A 16739-nucleotide genomic window follows, 5' to 3' on the forward strand; every position below is an offset into this window, starting at 1 on the left:
ACATTTTTGCAGCCGTATTTACCAATCATTTCCATGCCCTATTGCTCACAATAGCAACAATTATAAATTTGGATACATTTTCATCGAATAAAAACTGACTGATTAATTCACAACTTTTTAGGCTTTCTGAAGTTATCCACAATGTTATCTATAAGCACTCTTTTTCGACTTTGCTATGCTATGCCCTTGTCGGATAAGGCATATATAACAAAGATAAAAAATAGGGATTTTTTGAGATGGATTTCTGCCAGAAAAGTTCAAAGCATTTAGTAAAATGTCAATATTGATATACCCTGAATTTTCCCGTATCTTGTGTTCAATAAATTTTTAAACCACTAGGTCTTGTGTTTAAACCTCAAACACTGTGGCATAAAAATTGCCCAGTTCAAACGGTCCTAACATAAAAATAGATGACAAATGGAGCTATGCTAGCATGAGCGTAACGAATTCAACCCCTGGTCAAATTCAGGTGATTAAACGCACCGGTGACGTTGCACCTTTTGATGCAGAAAAAATCTCTGTGGCGATTGGTAAAGCGTTCTTGGCCGTTGAAGGCCAGCAAAGCGCTGACTCCAGCCGTATTCATGACCGTATCTCTCAATTAACTGAAATGGTATTGAATACCTTTAACCGTCGTTTACCTTCTGGCGGTACCATTCATATTGAAGAAATTCAGGATCAGGTTGAACTTGCGCTTATGCGTACAGGTGAGCAAAAAGTTGCTCGCTCTTACGTGATTTACCGCGAACAACGTGCCGAAGCTCGTAAACAAACTGGTGCTCACCACCACCCTACTTTACAAGTGACAGGTTCAAACGGTCAGCTTAAACCGCTTGATCTTGGCGCACTTGAGGCAAATATTGTCAAAGCAGCTGAAGGTTTAGAAGGCATCGATGTTCGAGCGATTATCGATGAGACTGTAAAAAACCTTTATAACGGCGTAAAAGAGTCAGACATCTCAACAACCATGATGATGGCAACTCGTACACGTATCGAACAAGAACCAAACTATACATACGTGACTGCGCGTTTATTGCGTAACGACCTTGTTGCTACAGGTTTAGAGTTCTTAGGTTTAGATAGTGACACGAACGAAGGCGACGCTTTAGAAACTTTCTTAAAGAAAGGTATCGAGCTTGATCTTCTTTCTCCAGAACTACTTAACTTTGACCTTGCAAAATTGGCTGCTGCGATTCAACCAGAACGCTCAAACCAATTTACTTATTTAGGTCTACAAACTTTATTTGACCGTTACTTCATCCACTCAGATGGTGTACGTTTCGAATTACCACAATTATTCTTCATGCGTGTTTCAATGGGTCTTTCATTGAACGAAGACAACCGTGAAGAACGTGCAATCGAATTCTACAACTTATTGTCTAGCTTCGATTACATGGCATCTACGCCGACTCTATTTAACTCTGGTACTTTACGTCCACAGTTGTCTAGCTGTTACTTAACAACGATTTCAGATGACCTTTACAACATTTATGGCGCAATGCGTGATAACGCAATGTTGTCTAAATGGGCGGGTGGTTTAGGTAATGACTGGACGCCTGTTCGTGCGCTTAACTCGTATATCAAAGGTACGAATGGTAAGTCACAAGGTGTTGTACCGTTCCTTAAAGTTGCCAACGATACTGCTGTTGCAGTAAACCAAGGTGGTAAACGTAAAGGTGCAGTATGTGCATACCTTGAAACTTGGCACTTAGACATCGAAGAATTCCTAGAACTTCGTAAGAACACCGGTGATGACCGTCGTCGTACCCATGACATGAACACAGCGAACTGGGTTCCTGACTTGTTTATGCAACGTGTATTCGAAGATGCTGAATGGACACTGTTCACACCATCTGAAACACCTGATTTGCATGACCTAACAGGTGCAGAATTTGCTGAACGCTATGCTTACTACGAAGGCATTGCGAAAGAAACCAACATGCTACATAAGAAAGTCCGTGCGAAAGACTTATGGCGCAAAATGTTGTCTATGTTGTTTGAAACTGGTCACCCTTGGATCACATTCAAAGATGTATGTAACTTACGCTCACCACAACAACACGTTGGTGTAGTTCACTCTTCTAACTTGTGTACAGAAATTACGCTGAACACTAACGAAGATGAAATCGCAGTATGTAACTTAGGTTCAATCAACCTTGTACAACACGTTCAAGGCGGTGTGTTAGATCGTGAAAAGCTTGCTCGTACAGTTAAAACTGCTGTTCGTATGCTTGATAACGTAATTGACATCAACTACTACGCTGTTCCACAAGCGCGCAACTCGAACTTGAAACACCGTCCAGTGGGTATGGGTATAATGGGCTTCCAAGATGCTTTATACGAAATGAAATTGGCTTATGGTTCTGATGCTGCGGTTGAGTTCGCTGATGAATCTATGGAAGTGATTTCTTACTACGCGATTCAAACATCTAGCGACTTGGCACTTGAACGTGGTACTTACGAGACATTTAAAGGTTCACTTTGGGATCAAGGTATCTTGCCAATTGACTCTTTAGATATCGTACAAAAAGCTCGTCCTGACCGTATGTTCGAAGTTGACCGTACAACACGTTTGGACTGGGATACTTTACGTACTAAAGTTCAAAAAGACGGTATGCGCAACTCAAACGTGATGGCAATTGCACCGACTGCAACCATTTCGAACATTTGTGGCGTATCGCAGTCAATCGAACCAACTTTCCAAAACTTGTATGTGAAATCTAACCTTTCTGGTGAATTCACAGTGATCAACCCGTACCTAGTACGTGCGTTAAAAGATCGCGGTCTTTGGGATTCTGTAATGGTGAACGACCTGAAACACTTCGAAGGTTCGGTTCAAAAAATTGCACGTATTCCTGAAGAGCTTAAAGCAATCTTCGCGACTGCGTTCGAAGTTGAGCCACGTTGGATTGTTGATGCTGCATCACGTCGTCAAAAATGGATCGACCAAGCTCAGTCTCTTAACCTTTACATCTCTGGTGCAAACGGTAAGAAACTCGATATGACGTACAAAATGGCATGGTTACGTGGTCTAAAAACCACTTATTACCTACGTGCATTGGGTGCGACTTCTGCTGAGAAATCAACCATTAACACTGGCGCATTGAACGCAGTTAAGCCTGCTACTGTTGCAGCACCTGTAACTGCAGTTGCGAAAGAAGAACCTAAAGCTGAAGTTGCTGCTGAAGAAGAAGGTTTTGGTCAAGCAGCTCCAGTCCCAATGGCATGTTCAATTGACAACCCTGATTGTGAGGCTTGTCAATAATGAATAGTGTTAATCCTGATTTAGTTTTAGGTATTTTGTCTATAGTGTTAGGTTTTTCAACAATTATTGTACCTATCGTTATAGTTCTCATTATTGCAATGAAAAACTAAAAAACTCTCTAAAAGGTTGGTATTGAATACTAACCTTTTAGGCTTATCAGAATTAACACTCATTCACTTAAAAAAGGAAACCTCAATGCCACATATGACGCATAACTATCAGTTAGGGCTTATTGCTTTGGTGGTTTCCTTTATTTTGACTTTTTATGTCCCGATCGCCTATTTCTGGTTTAAGGCATATAAATCGCGTAATCAAAATAAGTAGTGGGGATATTTGCTCTACCGAACACTTTTAGAGCAGTGATCGACAAAACTTAATTTTGCTTACACAAATTGAGCGTATAGTAGGACATCTCAGCGACGCTGGATGTCTATAAAAGATATAAAGCAACGAAGAGAGAACTGTTATGTCTATCCTAAGTTGGGACGATTTCGAAGATGATGAACCGAAACAAGCTGCACAAGCTCACCAGCCTGCGCCCGTCGAACCGCAAAAAACGACTGATTCGCAAGTGGTATCTAATGCACAGCACTCATCGCCGAATTTGGCAGCTGCACAACCCGCTCGAACCAGTACAAATCGACCAACAGATCCAACCGATCCGTTGGCAAGAGCATCTAACGCTCTAGAAAATCTAGACGTTGCACCTGGCTTAGAAGAGCTAGAAATGGGTGCTCAGCGTGTTCAAGTTGACGATAAAGCGATGATCAACTGCCGCGCTGACTTAAACCAACTTGTACCGTTCAAATACGAATGGGCTTGGCAAAAATATCTAGACGGTTGTGCAAACCACTGGATGCCGCAAGAAGTGAACATGAACCATGACATCGCACTTTGGAAGTCTGAAAATGGCTTAACCGAAGATGAGCGTACCATTGTTATGCGTTCTTTAGGTTTCTTCTCGACTGCGGATTCATTGGTTGCGAACAACTTGGTTCTTGCAATCTACCGTCACATTACCAACCCTGAATGCCGTCAGTACATCTTACGTCAATCATTTGAAGAAGCGATTCACACGCACGCTTACCAATACTGTATCGAATCTTTAGGTATGGACGAAGGCGAAGTCTTCAACATGTACCGTGAAATTCCTTCAGTGGCTCGTAAAGCAGCTTGGGGTCTGAAATATACACAATCTTTAAGTGATCCTACGTTCAAAACAGGTACACCTGAAAACGACCAAATCTTGCTTCGCAACTTGATCGCGTTCTACTGCGTACTTGAAGGTATCTTCTTCTACTGTGGTTTCAGCCAAATCTTGTCTATGGGTCGTCGTAACAAGATGAATGGTGTTGCTGAGCAATTCCAATACATCTTACGTGATGAATCTATGCACTTGAACTTTGGTATCGACATGATCAACCAAATCAAGATCGAGAACCCTCACCTATGGACTGCTGAGTTCCAAGAAGAAATCATTCAAATGATTCTTGAAGGCACAATGCTTGAAATCGAATATGCACGTGACACTATGCCACGCGGTGTATTGGGTATGAATGCAGGCATGATGGAAGAATACTTGAAGTTCATCTGTAACCGTCGTTTGAGCCAATTAGGCTTACCTGAACAATTTGCTGGTGTGAATAACCCATTCCAGTGGATGTCAGAAATGATGGACTTACGTAAAGAGAAGAACTTCTTTGAAACTCGCGTAACGGATTACCAAACTGGTGGTGCGTTAAGCTGGTAATAAATTTTTCAGCGAAATATCAAAAGCGGAACCAAGTGTTCCGCTTTTTTTATGAAGAATTTCATTCACCCAAGCAAATCTATGCATTTAATTTAATTCATATTCTGCTAATATAAAACGGTATAAAAATACATCAATTAAAAAAATCACATAATAAAAGAGGACAGAATGAAAGGTCAGATATTAGATTATTCAGTACAAACCAATTCAGGCATCATCAGTGGAGATGATCAAAACCGTTATGAATTTACAGGTGCAGAATGGCGTGGCCAAAACTCACCTAAACGCGGCGATCATGTAGATTTCGATATCAGTCCAGAAGGTCAAGCTGTTCAAGTATTCAATGCACTTGGCAGCAGTAATCCTATTCAACAAATTTCACAGCAACTCGATAAAATTTCAAACCAAGACCAAGCAGAATCACAATTCAACATGATTGATTGGTTTGTCAAATGTCTAAAAAATTATGCAAATTTTACTGGACGTGCACGCCGTAAAGAATATTGGTTGTTTGTATTGGTCTATCTTATCGCAATGATTATTACTCTGATTGTCGATTCAGTGCTTAGAACCAAAGGAATATTCACAGGTATTTTCATCTTAGCAATGGTTATTCCGTCCCTTTCTGTTGCAGTACGTCGTTTACATGATATTAATAAATCTGGTTGGTATTGGTTAATACAAATGATTCCGCTCGTTGGACCAATTCTGGTTCTAATTTGGCTTGCAACAGAAACCAAACCTGAAGTAAACCAATGGGGACAACCTGCCAAATAAATAAAAAATCGTGGCTACTATTTATGTAGCCACCCTATCTACAGCACATTAACTCAGGAAAAATATGAAAGGACAAATACTAGATTTTTCGATTCAAACTAATACTGGGGTGATTAGTGCTGAAGATGGAAAACACTATCAATTTGCTGGTCATGAATGGCGCGGTCAAAGACCACCTACACGTGGAGAACAGGTTGATTTTGCTTTGGATGAAAGTGGGCAAGCGATTCAAGTCTATATTGCATTACACCAACAAAGTTTTTCCACGAATACGCGAGCAAACTACAGTGAAGAAGAGGAAAACTATGACTTTTTCGCGTGGTCATTCAAACCACTGAAAAAGTTTGCTGAATTTGAAGGACGTGCTCGACGTAAAGAGTTCTGGTTCTTTTGGCTATTTTGTATATTGGTCACTATACTTGCCTCTATTTGCGATTTCGTTATTGGCAGTGAACCTTGGCTAGAAAATATTACCAATATCGTTTTACTTATTCCTAGCTTAGCTGTTGGCGCACGTCGACTACATGACACGGGACGTTCAGGTTGGTGGCAACTTTTAATGCTCACAATCATTGGGATCATCCCACTGATTATATGGTGGGCTACAGACACCAAAGCCGAGAACAACCAATGGGGTCAACCCGCTAGAGATCTGCAACAATAAAATAAGGCGCACAATGCGCCTTATCTTTTAACAAAAAACTTTAGCCATATTTACGCGCAAAATCTTCATCTGAAGTGCATAGATAAATAATAAATTCAATAAAAGCAACAATGGATGGAATAAAGGTCCAACAGAATAGCAGATACACAATCCCCCATCCAATACGACCCAAATAGAATTTATGTATACCAAATCCACCAAGGAAGAATGCTAAGAGTGCAGCAACAATACGACTCTTTTGACCGTATTGCGTGCCTAAAGCATTCGGCACAGCGACTAAGTAAATATCGGTTGCGTAACCCAATCCACTTGTCTCAAAATCAACAAATTGTCCACGAGCAGGAACAGTTTGTCCTTTCCAATCACTTCCAGAAAATTGATAACGATTCTGATCATCTCCACTGATGATGCCTGTATTATTTTGAACAGAAAAATCGAGTATTTGCCCTTTCATATAATCCTCTATGTTTTATCTTTATTTGATGATTCTTGGACGTTATTTTCATCAGCAATATAACGAATTATTGATGAATATCATATCATTAACTTATCTTGCCAAATAGCATTTTGTAAACATCAATCTCAATGCATATACCACTGCCATCGCAAATATTGCATAACCCGCAGGAGTAATAAACAACGGAATACACAAAACAATCACCACGGTTAAAGGATATAAAAGTTTTCTAAAGCCACTTTGATGATGCAATTCATGGAGTAAATATAAACTTGTCGTATAAATCACGAGGCTGATCGCCACAAAGTAGCTTTCTTTTTCAGAACTAATCAGTACCTCATGCGAAACCACATCGACTGCGGCAGCTAAACTAGCACCAATCGCCGCAATACTAATAAAGACAAAGAAATGTCCATAACCCCAAGTAAATGCCATTTTTCGGCTATTTAGACGCTCTGCAATACTGGTATCAAAATAAGACCACCACATGGTGAACATCATCATCAGGCCGCCCACCATCAGAAAAATCAGTTCAGTACTAAAACGCTGATTTGTTAATGCATCGGTTATGGCAATCGAGCATCCGACAATAGATTCGCCTAAAACGATAATGGTAAGCAGTGAATATCGCTCTGCAATATGATGCGCATGCCAAGGTGTACGGCTTGCAGCTTCTGCAAAAACTGGGATAGACAGTTCAGCAATTGCGAGCAAAATGAAAAGATAAACGGTGAAATGCAGCGGTGAAAAATGAAAGAACAGCCACCCCACTTGCACCAGTATGATGCCAAAAGCATAGCGTAATGCTGTTTTCCGACGGGACAGATCATGCTTTGCAACGCGAAACCACTGCTGTAACTAAGCCCAGACGCATAATGGCATAACCAATCACAATTACGTCAAAATCCTGCTTTTGAAAAGCGCTTGGAATACCTGCAGCAATGACCAAAGAACCAATGATCTGTACGAAAGTTAAGATTCGATAGAGCGCATCATCATTATCATACGCCGAAGCAAACCAACTAAAGTTCATCCACGCCCACCACAAGGCAAAAAACACCATGCCATACAGCGTTAAACCCTGAGCTAAATGATTTTCAACAATGGCATGATGCAGTTGCTGCCCTGCTGTTGCGATCGCCACGACAAAGATCAAGTCAAAAAGCAATTCTAAAGAGGTCGCGACACGATGATGCTCATGTGGATCACGTGGGTGCAAAGGTTTGAGCCACTGGCTAGGGAATAAAAATGATTTGGACATAGCATTCAGCTTTATTGTTTTCTGTCTGAATTTTTTCAAAAGCCTGAAACAGTTACAAGATCGATTACATAAATCAGATGAGAAACAGTTTTCTAGAAAAAGGATAATGGCTTTAAAAACACACTTAAGATTTAGATATTTCAATTGTAGAAGTTAAAAATTCAAAGTGACAAAACTGCGAAAGACGTTTTAAGATAAAAACTCGATAGATCGATGTGTTTTTTATATCTCAGCTATATTTTTCTCTAAATTTTAATGACATACTGCTAGTAATTAAAAAAATAATGAAATCTAAAAGTGATGTTAAAAGAAAAATTAGCGTCTTTTCCTGACGCAGTTTGGGTACAGATCCATTATGATCAAATGCAAGTTTTAACGCGTGATCATCAAATTGTAGCTGAACAAAACTGCCCTCTGGCTTTTATAGAACGTGGAAGTTTTGTCCGAAACTATCATGTTGCAGAACAGTGCTTCAACCAACTCATACAACAGATCCACTTCAAGTGGTATGAGTTTGGACAGCCGGTTATTTTTATTCAGTTAAAAGAACGCTTAAGTGAAGAAGTCAGCGCACTCGAGCTACAAGCCATTCAAGAAATGGCTCTAAGCGCAAATGCACATTTTGTATTTGTCTACGATAAACATGGCATCGCACTCGAAGCAGAAACCATCAAAAATGATGAGTCACCTTTGCTCAAATGGTTTTTCTGTGGGCTGATTTTTCTGATTTTGCTGATTATCTTTAAATAATCAGCATCATTCTCTTGATTAGGTGCAACTACGACACTTTCTGCTGCTGCAATTGCTCAATACTCGAAATCAAATCGTTAAAACGATCAATCACCAGTGCCGGTGCAGCCGTTTGAATTTCTTCTGCACTACCATAACCATAGCTCACAGCAATACTCTGCACTGCATTACGGCGTGCGCCTAAAATATCGTATTCACGGTCTCCCACCATCACACATTCCTTCGCATCCAACTGTTCTTGCTGCAAAATGTATTCAATTAAATCGCCTTTGTTGGTTCGCTCACCGTTCAGTTCACTGCCATAGATCACAGTAAAATATTTTGCCAAATCAAAATGTTCTAAAATTTGGCGGGCATAGACCGTCGGCTTTGCTGTAGCGACGTACAAGTGAAAGCCTTGCTGTTGTAAAGTTGCTAGAGTGTCGGCAACCGCAGGATACACTTTATTTTCAAATAAGCCCGTAACGGCAAAGCGCTCGCGATAACCAAGTAAAGCCTGATCTGCAAGTACATTATGCATATCGACATTGAGGATTTTGGCCAAAGAGGCTTTCAAAGGTGGTCCAATGATCCAATCGATATTGGTCTCATCCGAAATAGGATGTCCAATTTTCGCCAGTCCATAGCGTGCTGAAGTGGTAATGCCAACTTTTGGATCTGTTAATGTTCCATCGAGATCGATCAATATATTCTTAATCACAGCTTTTACCTTATCCATTCACTTCTGCAAAAATACTATCGAGTGTTCGCTCAAAGTTGCCTATACTATCGCAAATTTTGTGTAATAAGGACATCATTGTGCGCCCTACTGTACTGTGCTTTTCAGGTCTTGACCCTTCAGGTGGTGCAGGACTGCAAGCGGACATTGAAGCCATTGGTCAAAGTGGTGGACATGCTGCCATTGCGTGTACAGCATTAACCGTTCAAAACTCACAACAAGTGTATTCGTTTGAAGCAACCTCTCGCGAGTTATTGTTGGCTCAAGCACATGCTGTCGTCGGTGACCTCCCTATTCGCTGTGTAAAATCAGGAATGTTAGGAACAACTGAAAATATCGCGGCTCTCGCTGAGTTTTTACGTGAACATCCCGAATATCATTATGTTCTCGACCCCGTTTTAGTTGCCAATAGTGGTGGTTCTTTGGGCGATCAAGCAACTTTGGTCAAAGCCTTTGCGGAATTGATTCCGCTTGCCACTGTGCTTACACCTAATACCGTAGAATTACGTGCGCTCACAGGTGAAGAGGATATCTCTAAAGCAACTGCGCAACTTTTTGCGATGGGTGCTCAAGCGGTATTAGTAAAAGGTGGGCATGAAAATACGCCTGACTATATTCAAAACTCGTTATATGTTCAGGGTGAATTAGTCTCTGAAACCCGTTGTCCACGACTGGATGGGGAATATCATGGTTCGGGCTGTTCATTGGCGAGTTTTATTGCAGGGCGTTTAGCCTTAGGTGATGAGCTCAAAACGGCTGTTCATCATGCCGAAACATGGTTATTTGGTGTGTTGAAAATCGCTGAATCACCGGTTGTCGGTGGACAAAAAATACCAAAACGTTTTTAAAGTACTCGGTTATTTATTTAAACCCCATAGAATAAAACGCTATATCATTTAAAGCCCTGAATATCAGGGCTTTTTCAAATTAAGAGTCGAGTTGAACGCGATAGACCAAGGTTGGAATTTCCCACGCACCACCAGCAAATCCTTTGCACTGTGTGGTTTTTGCCATATAGGTTTGGATAAAACGCTGACCATTCCATGACCACTCCCCCGTACTATGACAGTCGCCAATGCCTCGTCCACGTTGATTGGAGAAAATCTGCCCTTCGCTAAAACCACTTCCGGAAAAGGTCACGGATTGTTTGATTTGCTTTAAATTTCGATCCATCAGCCAATAGCCATTACCACTATTATATGCCCCACGCCAACATGGCACTTCGACCAAGGCATTTTTCCCATTGATTGGAAACACCACGACCCGATCATCCTCTAAGAAATTTGCATCAAAGAGTTGAGGACAATCTTCTACTGTCGTTTTCTTCTTTATCAATCCAAACAATTGTTTGGCTGTGGGCGCATTGACGGCATACCGTGTTTGTAAGCCCTTACTATAATTTTGAATATTCACTTTCGGAATACTTTTCGGTTTGAGTACATTGACCGAACTGTTATTGGCTTTACGCAATAATGCCGAATTTGTCCCTATGCGCTTTTGAAAATCATCCATACGGAGTAAAACTGCACTAGCGCCCTGCACGGACAATAACCATGTTTTGTTGTTGCCTTTCCACACAATTGGTTGGTTGGCTTGTAAGGCTTGAATCAGTTTTTGAGTTTGAGCTGCACTTAACTGACCCTCCGCGGTTTTGGCATCAAGCTGCACAGTTCCCTGATTTTTACCTAAAATGTAAAGTTGAAGTGGTTTATTTGCCGCATTGAAGGTTTCAGGATCGAGTTTTACTCGTGCGCTGACTTGCGCTTGAGCTCCCGCAGCACGTTGTAATAACACAGAAATAGCGGGCTGATTGCCTTCCGCTTGATAACCTGCAACGCGACATGTCCCCGTATTATCACAAGCGATTTCCCAATCCTTATGTGAAAAATAATTTCCTTGAATTTGAGCAAAACTCACACTACAACCCAATGCAGCAATGTAGCCCAATAAAAGTTGCCAGATGACATTATTTTTGTTCATGTCTTTGGCTCAAAATAATTATATTAGAGCCATCTTAGAATGCTTTTCACTGAAACTCCAGTTTAAATGGATCTGCTACATGATTTAAATTTATAGAGATGAATCATTCAGTTGCTGTATCTCTTCACATTTTTTTCGTTTCGCATTTTCATCACTGAGCGTATTCATCAAATCTGCCGCTAGGCCTTTTAAAAGACTCATATCATCATCGGTCATTTGATTCGGCTGCCGATCTAAAACACAGAAACTTCCCAAGGCCACCCCATTACGGTCTCTAAGTGCAACGCCTGCATAAAAGCGAATGCGGTTATGCATCAATTCAGGTAAATGAGCAAAGCGTGGGTCACGTTGTAAGTCTTCAATAATCAAGCGTTCATTTTGATATACCAAATGGCTGCAGATTGAGTCTTGTTTCGACTGGCGCACCTGCATCGGTTGCTCGGTAGCCTTAGCCAAAGGGCTACCTGGAGTATAGACCCAATCTTGCTTGACCCAAGAAATTTGTGCATATTTCACATCGAAGGCTTGTCGGGCTTCTTCAATATATTGTTCATAAATCGGTAAATTCCGCTCATCCAAAACATTCAGTTCTTCTAATGCTTTTAAGCGCTGTGCTTCAACGCTAGGATCAGGCTCATCCAACCAAGATTCACCATGCGTCAATTGAAAAGCTTCAATGGTTAATATCAAATCATTCATATTATTGACCACAGCATCGACGGTGAAATTTTCTTTGATCGCATCTAATTGCTTTACTTCATCACAGCTCCACAGTGCAAAAATCATTTTTTTATCTGGAAACTGTGCCTTAAAAAAATGGCTTAATAGACGGATTTGAGCTTCAGGTGCTGTATGAAAAATCGAAATACATACGATCTGAATATCCTCTTGGATATCACCCATATTTTGATGCTGATTCTGGATTAAGACATCGCTAAAAGCCTGAGCCTGAATACCGCTTAAGCTTAGGCCATGCGCCAACATAGCCGATACTTGAACATCTATTTCCCAACGTGCGCCGATACACAAAACCTCAGTTTTCTGATCCTGCTGTGCCACTGGATATGCCCGTTGAAAACTATGATTAAACAGTTTTAATCCCTGATGTAAACGTAGTCGATGTTCAGCACTGGCCTCGGTGTTGTGGCCTCTCGAAAAAATCCGTATGGCTGGAATCGCCACTTTTGCATAAAACGCATTAACCCGACGTGCCTTGATTTCATCCGTCGCATCCTTCGGTAACTTTTCAGCAATAAAATTTTGTGCGACATCCACGGCATCTTGCACATCATCAGCGACTAATCTCTGATAAAAGCGCTCATGCGGTGCCAATGCAGGTGTACTACCGATCAGGGTTTTAATAAAACCTAAGGATGGTACATAGCTCGAAAGCACCAATAAACATGCGGTTAAAGGCGTCGATAAAATTAAACCAATCGGCCCCCACACAGCCGTCCAAAACATGGCGGCAATAATAATGGCTAAGGTTGAAAGTCCGGTACTTTCCCCATATAACCAAGGCTCAATAATATTATTACTGACCAATTCCACGAGCAAAATTAAACCCACTGTCCATAGCACCATATTCCATGTGGGATCTACCGCAAAAGCCAATGCAATGGGGAAAATCGCAGAAATCATTGGGCCGACATAGGGAACAAAGCGCATCACAATCGCCACCATTCCCCACATAATTGCTGCCGGCACCCCAATAAACCAAAGTCCCAAAGCCATCGGAATACCGTAGGTCACATTCACCATCAGCTGCATACGTAAATATTTACCGATACGATTGGCCGCTTCATCTAGTGCGTCAGTTCCAATATTTAAATTACCGCCCAGCAGCTTAAGGAAACGATCATGCAAATCTTTCCGATTGACCAAAATCAGAATCACAAACAAAAAAACAATACCCGCAGTTGCCAAGGGATTGAGCACCCGCTCGCTCCAAGCCATGACCGCTTCAGCCGTGGTTTGTTGTTGCCCCACCACTTTCACTTGTTGCACTTTAGGATTTTTCTCTTCTGGCACCACATCATCTATCGAATTTTCAACGGTATCTATGGTGGTTTTTGCGCCATCCCAAACACTCGGGCCGCGTGCAAATTGACGAATAGAATCCATTTTCTTTTGAATCGTGCCCTGATATTGCGGTAATTCTTGGCTTAATTGCCCCAGTTGATAACCCAAATAAGAGGCCGCGCCGGATAAAATCGCCAAAGCCAAACCGACCACAATAAATATAGATGGCATCTGCGGAAGTCCCCAACCGCGTAGTTTCATCACCAAAGGATCAACTAAAAAAGCCAATAAAATTGCGAGTGCCAATGGAATAAAAATATCTTTGCCAAGATATAAGGCGGCAATCAGCAAACTGCCGATGATAAACCCTGCTGTGATTCGAATCACTTTATGTAAATCTGCAGGGGGCATTTGCTTCGATGCGTTCAGGTCTTGCAAGCCTTGCTTTTGACCTGATGGTGATGATTCAAATTCTTGCGCTAATTTATTATTTTTATGATCCATTTTCTTATCCTGAACGATGGTCATTATTTTTTAATTTAGGCTGAAGTTTTAGGGCTGCATACGCATTTCATGTAATGATTTGCAAAGAAAAAAACAGAGCTTTATAGCTCTGTTTTCATACTGCGTTTCGAGAGGAATTAAAAGGTAATCACTTTACTTTGATGAGTCACAATATCCACGGGAACAGAAATATGTTGATGAACGATCTTCCATTGAGACTGCGTTTTTTTCATCCCAATGGTATTACGACACCACGAGATCCCCGGCGTCGGTATCCCGCTCTGATCATCAATTTTGGAATAACAGTGCAGAAAGGCAATATCAGGATCTGCATGGATGACCAATTCCCGCCTAAATACCTTTAAGCCTTCACGAAAATACTCCCGATAAAATTCCCACATTTTTTGATATGCCATTAAGCCACGCATTTCACAACTGGCATCAAAAAAGTACACATCTGCTGCGCAGGATTCAGCAATATTTTCAATTTTCAATTGGCAGATGACCTCATCCCAATTGGCTAAAAATTGCAGAATTTCGTCAGCGGCCTGTTGGTCACCAACTATTTTGATTTTATCTTGCATCTCTGGCACCTATTTATTTTATTTTTTATGAAGCATTGTTCTGGGCGGCGTTTGGAAGTTGAATTGCAACGATCTTCCAGCTCCAACCGCGGCGTTGCATACTAAATACGGTATATTTTTCTTCGCTTAGGCCTTGGAGCGGCACATACAGATCAAATCGATTCCAAGCGCTATAGCTGGCTTTGGGTTCAAGTGGCTGGCTTTGCTTTAAAGCAACAGCGGTTGCAGTTTCGTCATTTTTGGATAGTGTTGACGCATAAGGTTGTTCTGCGACCTTATTTTCAGCATGCGTGAATAGTTCAATCCCTGGGCTAATCATGCTCGGATTGGTCAGTTTGGTTATTTCTGGTAGTTGGATCGACTCTTTTAATGCTTTGCCTTGTAAAAGCAGCATGATACTGGTTGGAGTGACCAGACTGTCGACTAGCGTTGCACTGAGGACTGTGCTGAGCTGCCCACCCCAAGACTGGGCAAATTCGGGTAAATGCTGTAGCCCAGTTTTCTGTTGAATGAGGTCTTCAACTTGTGGTTTTAGACTCGATTTGACTGCCGCAAAATCGATATATTGAGCAATTTTTTCAGGTTGATTGTGCTCATAGGCTTGACGTATTTGATACAACACCCAATACGGAGACGCAATCATACACCCCATGACGATGATCAAAATCGTAATGAGCCCATAATACAAAATATGATTCTGCTTATTCATCGTTCACCACTCTAGCCAGTGAAGTTGTGGTACTTCCTTGTACCGTCAAATAAGCCTGATCTAGATTGAAGAGCATCCAACCCAACAGCGCTTATTTGAGAACCATATTGCTTTTGATCTTGTGATTTTGACGAGCCTTCAGGTTTTGTTTATCCCGCGTTGACTGTCTCGATCAGGTTGTTTCAAATTTAAGCAGTTAGATCTTTAATTTGGGTACTTGCACCATTGGTTTTAACTGATTCAATGCCTTTATCGCGTGATTGCTCACTGGCATAAAATTGGCTGGTCCCAATAATTTGATGGTTTGCCGCTTTCAAATTAAAATATGGTTTGCCATTTTTGGCCGTCAGTCGTTCAAAACGACTGTCATCTGAACTGTTCTTTTGTACAGACTCAATCCCGTTTTGGGCTGATGCTTTCGCTTTATATAATTCACTCGTTAAAATGATTTCACCGTTCCCTGCTTTTAATACAAAACGAAACTGCTGATCATTAGAATGACTGATCTCGTACCATCCCGACATATGTTACCCCTTCATTTTCATTGTTTTATCTATTATTCGATCAGGATTTGTTGTTGGAAATTCAACCTGATCTACAGAATATAAATGAACTCGGTCACATTTTTCAATGTCTTTTTTGATCAGTGTAAAGGCTTAAAATTTAATCACTAAGAAAATGATTTTTAATAAATAATTCCAATAAAAAAGAATCCGACCGAAGTCGGATTTCATCATTCTTTCATCATGCTGTATTTGTGAATAGCGGTACATTGCTCAACGCATTGAATAAAGGCCTTAAGGACTCACGATCTGCTTCGAATAGGTTGCTTTATTCATTTCTAAAATTTCTACACAAAGTTGCACTTCTATTGCTGAAGCTGTGACATGTTGTTTCAACACGTCCAATAACAACAATGAAATTTGCTTTTGAACTTCAACCGTTCGACCCGTCAATAATGAAACTTTGGCATGCATATACGCATGTTGAGCGTGTTCATCCAAGCCCACAACAAAATCTTGCTGAGCGACAGCACGGCTCTTAATATCATTGATGGCACTGACATGACCCGATTCAAATAAGGCCTTGTTTAGCGATTTAAGTAAAGGACGAGCCTCCAGCTCAAGGTTATTGGAATATTCCAAATGAATATGCGGCATAGTAAAGACATTTCAAACCTGTAATGCTTCTATTATGCAGGCTGAAAAGTAAAATCTATAGCGAATTAGTTATCTATTTCATGTTTAAGTAGACATCCTAAGCCAAGTGTTGACTTCGCTTAGGATGATTGAAATTTG

14 protein-coding genes and 1 pseudogene are annotated in these 16739 nt (G+C 41.0%); 6 read left to right on the forward strand and 9 right to left on the reverse strand.

All coding sequences use genetic code 11. The features are described from left to right. The first annotated feature begins 433 nt into the window (after positions 1-433). The 4 genes from FTV38_RS03395 (at position 434) to FTV38_RS03410 (ending at position 6456) form a co-directional block, all read left to right on the forward strand. The gene (locus FTV38_RS03395) at positions 434-3265 is read left to right on the forward strand and encodes a ribonucleoside-diphosphate reductase subunit alpha (RefSeq protein WP_180021341.1); all 2832 of its coding nucleotides are present in this window, start codon (positions 434-436) and stop codon (positions 3263-3265) included. 466 nt (positions 3266-3731) lie between these two features. Then, positions 3732-5015, forward strand: a complete 1284-nt coding sequence (locus FTV38_RS03400; RefSeq protein ID WP_078191110.1) for a ribonucleotide-diphosphate reductase subunit beta — start codon at positions 3732-3734, stop codon at positions 5013-5015. Between the two features lie 168 nt (positions 5016-5183). Continuing rightward, positions 5184-5792 carry a DUF805 domain-containing protein gene (locus tag FTV38_RS03405; RefSeq protein WP_180021343.1) on the forward strand — a complete coding sequence of 203 codons (609 nt, stop codon included), beginning with the start codon at positions 5184-5186 and terminating at the stop codon, positions 5790-5792. Between the two features lie 64 nt (positions 5793-5856). Then, positions 5857-6456, forward strand: a complete 600-nt coding sequence (locus FTV38_RS03410; RefSeq protein ID WP_168378560.1) for a DUF805 domain-containing protein — start codon at positions 5857-5859, stop codon at positions 6454-6456. A gap of 40 nt (positions 6457-6496) precedes the next feature. Here the strand turns inward: FTV38_RS03410 and FTV38_RS18025 are convergent, their stop codons facing one another. Both FTV38_RS18025 and FTV38_RS03420 read right to left on the reverse strand, forming a co-directional pair. After that, on the reverse strand, positions 6497-6910 hold the full coding sequence (locus FTV38_RS18025) for a TM2 domain-containing protein (protein WP_257220987.1): 414 nt from the start codon (positions 6908-6910) through the stop codon (positions 6497-6499). Between the two features lie 93 nt (positions 6911-7003). Next, positions 7004-8174: pseudogene (locus FTV38_RS03420) on the reverse strand (low temperature requirement protein A). 297 nt (positions 8175-8471) lie between these two features. Between FTV38_RS03420 and FTV38_RS03425 the strand changes: the two are divergent. Beyond that, positions 8472-8924, forward strand: coding sequence for a hypothetical protein (locus FTV38_RS03425; protein WP_180021346.1), 453 nt, complete (start codon positions 8472-8474; stop codon positions 8922-8924). 28 nt (positions 8925-8952) lie between these two features. Here the strand turns inward: FTV38_RS03425 and FTV38_RS03430 are convergent, their stop codons facing one another. Beyond that, complete coding sequence (locus tag FTV38_RS03430) at positions 8953-9624, reverse strand: HAD-IA family hydrolase (RefSeq protein WP_180021469.1); 672 nt, start codon at positions 9622-9624, stop codon at positions 8953-8955. A 98-nt stretch (positions 9625-9722) separates the two neighbouring features. Between FTV38_RS03430 and FTV38_RS03435 the strand changes: the two genes are divergently transcribed. Further along, positions 9723-10490, forward strand: coding sequence for a hydroxymethylpyrimidine/phosphomethylpyrimidine kinase (locus FTV38_RS03435; RefSeq protein WP_180021348.1), 768 nt, complete (start codon positions 9723-9725; stop codon positions 10488-10490). A 79-nt stretch (positions 10491-10569) separates the two neighbouring features. On the opposite strand, the gene FTV38_RS03440 is transcribed toward FTV38_RS03435, so the two are convergent. The 6 genes from FTV38_RS03440 to FTV38_RS03465 form a co-directional block, all read right to left on the reverse strand. Beyond that, entirely contained in the window at positions 10570-11622 is a 1053-nt protein-coding gene (locus FTV38_RS03440; protein ID WP_180021350.1) for a DUF1176 domain-containing protein, read from the reverse strand. 90 nt (positions 11623-11712) lie between these two features. Continuing rightward, complete coding sequence (locus FTV38_RS03445; RefSeq protein ID WP_257228636.1) at positions 11713-14148, reverse strand: AI-2E family transporter; 2436 nt, start codon at positions 14146-14148, stop codon at positions 11713-11715. A 137-nt stretch (positions 14149-14285) separates the two neighbouring features. After that, positions 14286-14732 (reverse strand): nuclear transport factor 2 family protein, encoded by a 447-nt coding sequence (locus FTV38_RS03450; protein WP_218946117.1) that lies wholly within the window; start codon positions 14730-14732, stop codon positions 14286-14288. Positions 14733-14757: 25 nt separating this feature from the next. Further along, a complete protein-coding gene (locus tag FTV38_RS03455; RefSeq protein WP_180021352.1) occupies positions 14758-15441 on the reverse strand; it encodes a DUF2939 domain-containing protein in 684 nt (227 codons plus the stop codon). A gap of 188 nt (positions 15442-15629) precedes the next feature. Beyond that, a complete protein-coding gene (locus tag FTV38_RS03460) occupies positions 15630-15965 on the reverse strand; it encodes a YegP family protein (RefSeq protein ID WP_168378556.1) in 336 nt (111 codons plus the stop codon). Positions 15966-16238: 273 nt separating this feature from the next. Further along, positions 16239-16601, reverse strand: coding sequence for a 5-carboxymethyl-2-hydroxymuconate Delta-isomerase (locus FTV38_RS03465; protein WP_180021354.1), 363 nt, complete (start codon positions 16599-16601; stop codon positions 16239-16241). Positions 16602-16739: the final 138 nt, after the last annotated feature.

This window comes from Acinetobacter sp. YH16044, assembly GCF_013417145.1.
Taxonomy (GTDB): domain Bacteria; phylum Pseudomonadota; class Gammaproteobacteria; order Pseudomonadales; family Moraxellaceae; genus Acinetobacter; species Acinetobacter amyesii.

Excerpts from the sequence above, each read along its gene's own strand:
- FTV38_RS03445 (WP_257228636.1), bottom strand. The coding sequence starts at position 14,148 with ATGGATCATAAAAATAATAAATTAGCGCAAGAATTTGAATCATCACCA.
- FTV38_RS03400 (WP_078191110.1), top strand. The coding sequence starts at position 3,732 with ATGTCTATCCTAAGTTGGGACGATTTCGAAGATGATGAACCGAAACAA.
- FTV38_RS03395 (WP_180021341.1), top strand. The coding sequence starts at position 434 with ATGAGCGTAACGAATTCAACCCCTGGTCAAATTCAGGTGATTAAACGC.
- FTV38_RS03455 (WP_180021352.1), bottom strand. The coding sequence starts at position 15,441 with ATGAATAAGCAGAATCATATTTTGTATTATGGGCTCATTACGATTTTG.
- FTV38_RS18025 (WP_257220987.1), bottom strand. The coding sequence starts at position 6,910 with ATGAAAGGGCAAATACTCGATTTTTCTGTTCAAAATAATACAGGCATC.
- FTV38_RS03450 (WP_218946117.1), bottom strand. The coding sequence starts at position 14,732 with ATGCAAGATAAAATCAAAATAGTTGGTGACCAACAGGCCGCTGACGAA.
- FTV38_RS03440 (WP_180021350.1), bottom strand. The coding sequence starts at position 11,622 with ATGAACAAAAATAATGTCATCTGGCAACTTTTATTGGGCTACATTGCT.
- FTV38_RS03410 (WP_168378560.1), top strand. The coding sequence starts at position 5,857 with ATGAAAGGACAAATACTAGATTTTTCGATTCAAACTAATACTGGGGTG.
- FTV38_RS03465 (WP_180021354.1), bottom strand. The coding sequence starts at position 16,601 with ATGCCGCATATTCATTTGGAATATTCCAATAACCTTGAGCTGGAGGCT.
- FTV38_RS03405 (WP_180021343.1), top strand. The coding sequence starts at position 5,184 with ATGAAAGGTCAGATATTAGATTATTCAGTACAAACCAATTCAGGCATC.
- FTV38_RS03460 (WP_168378556.1), bottom strand. The coding sequence starts at position 15,965 with ATGTCGGGATGGTACGAGATCAGTCATTCTAATGATCAGCAGTTTCGT.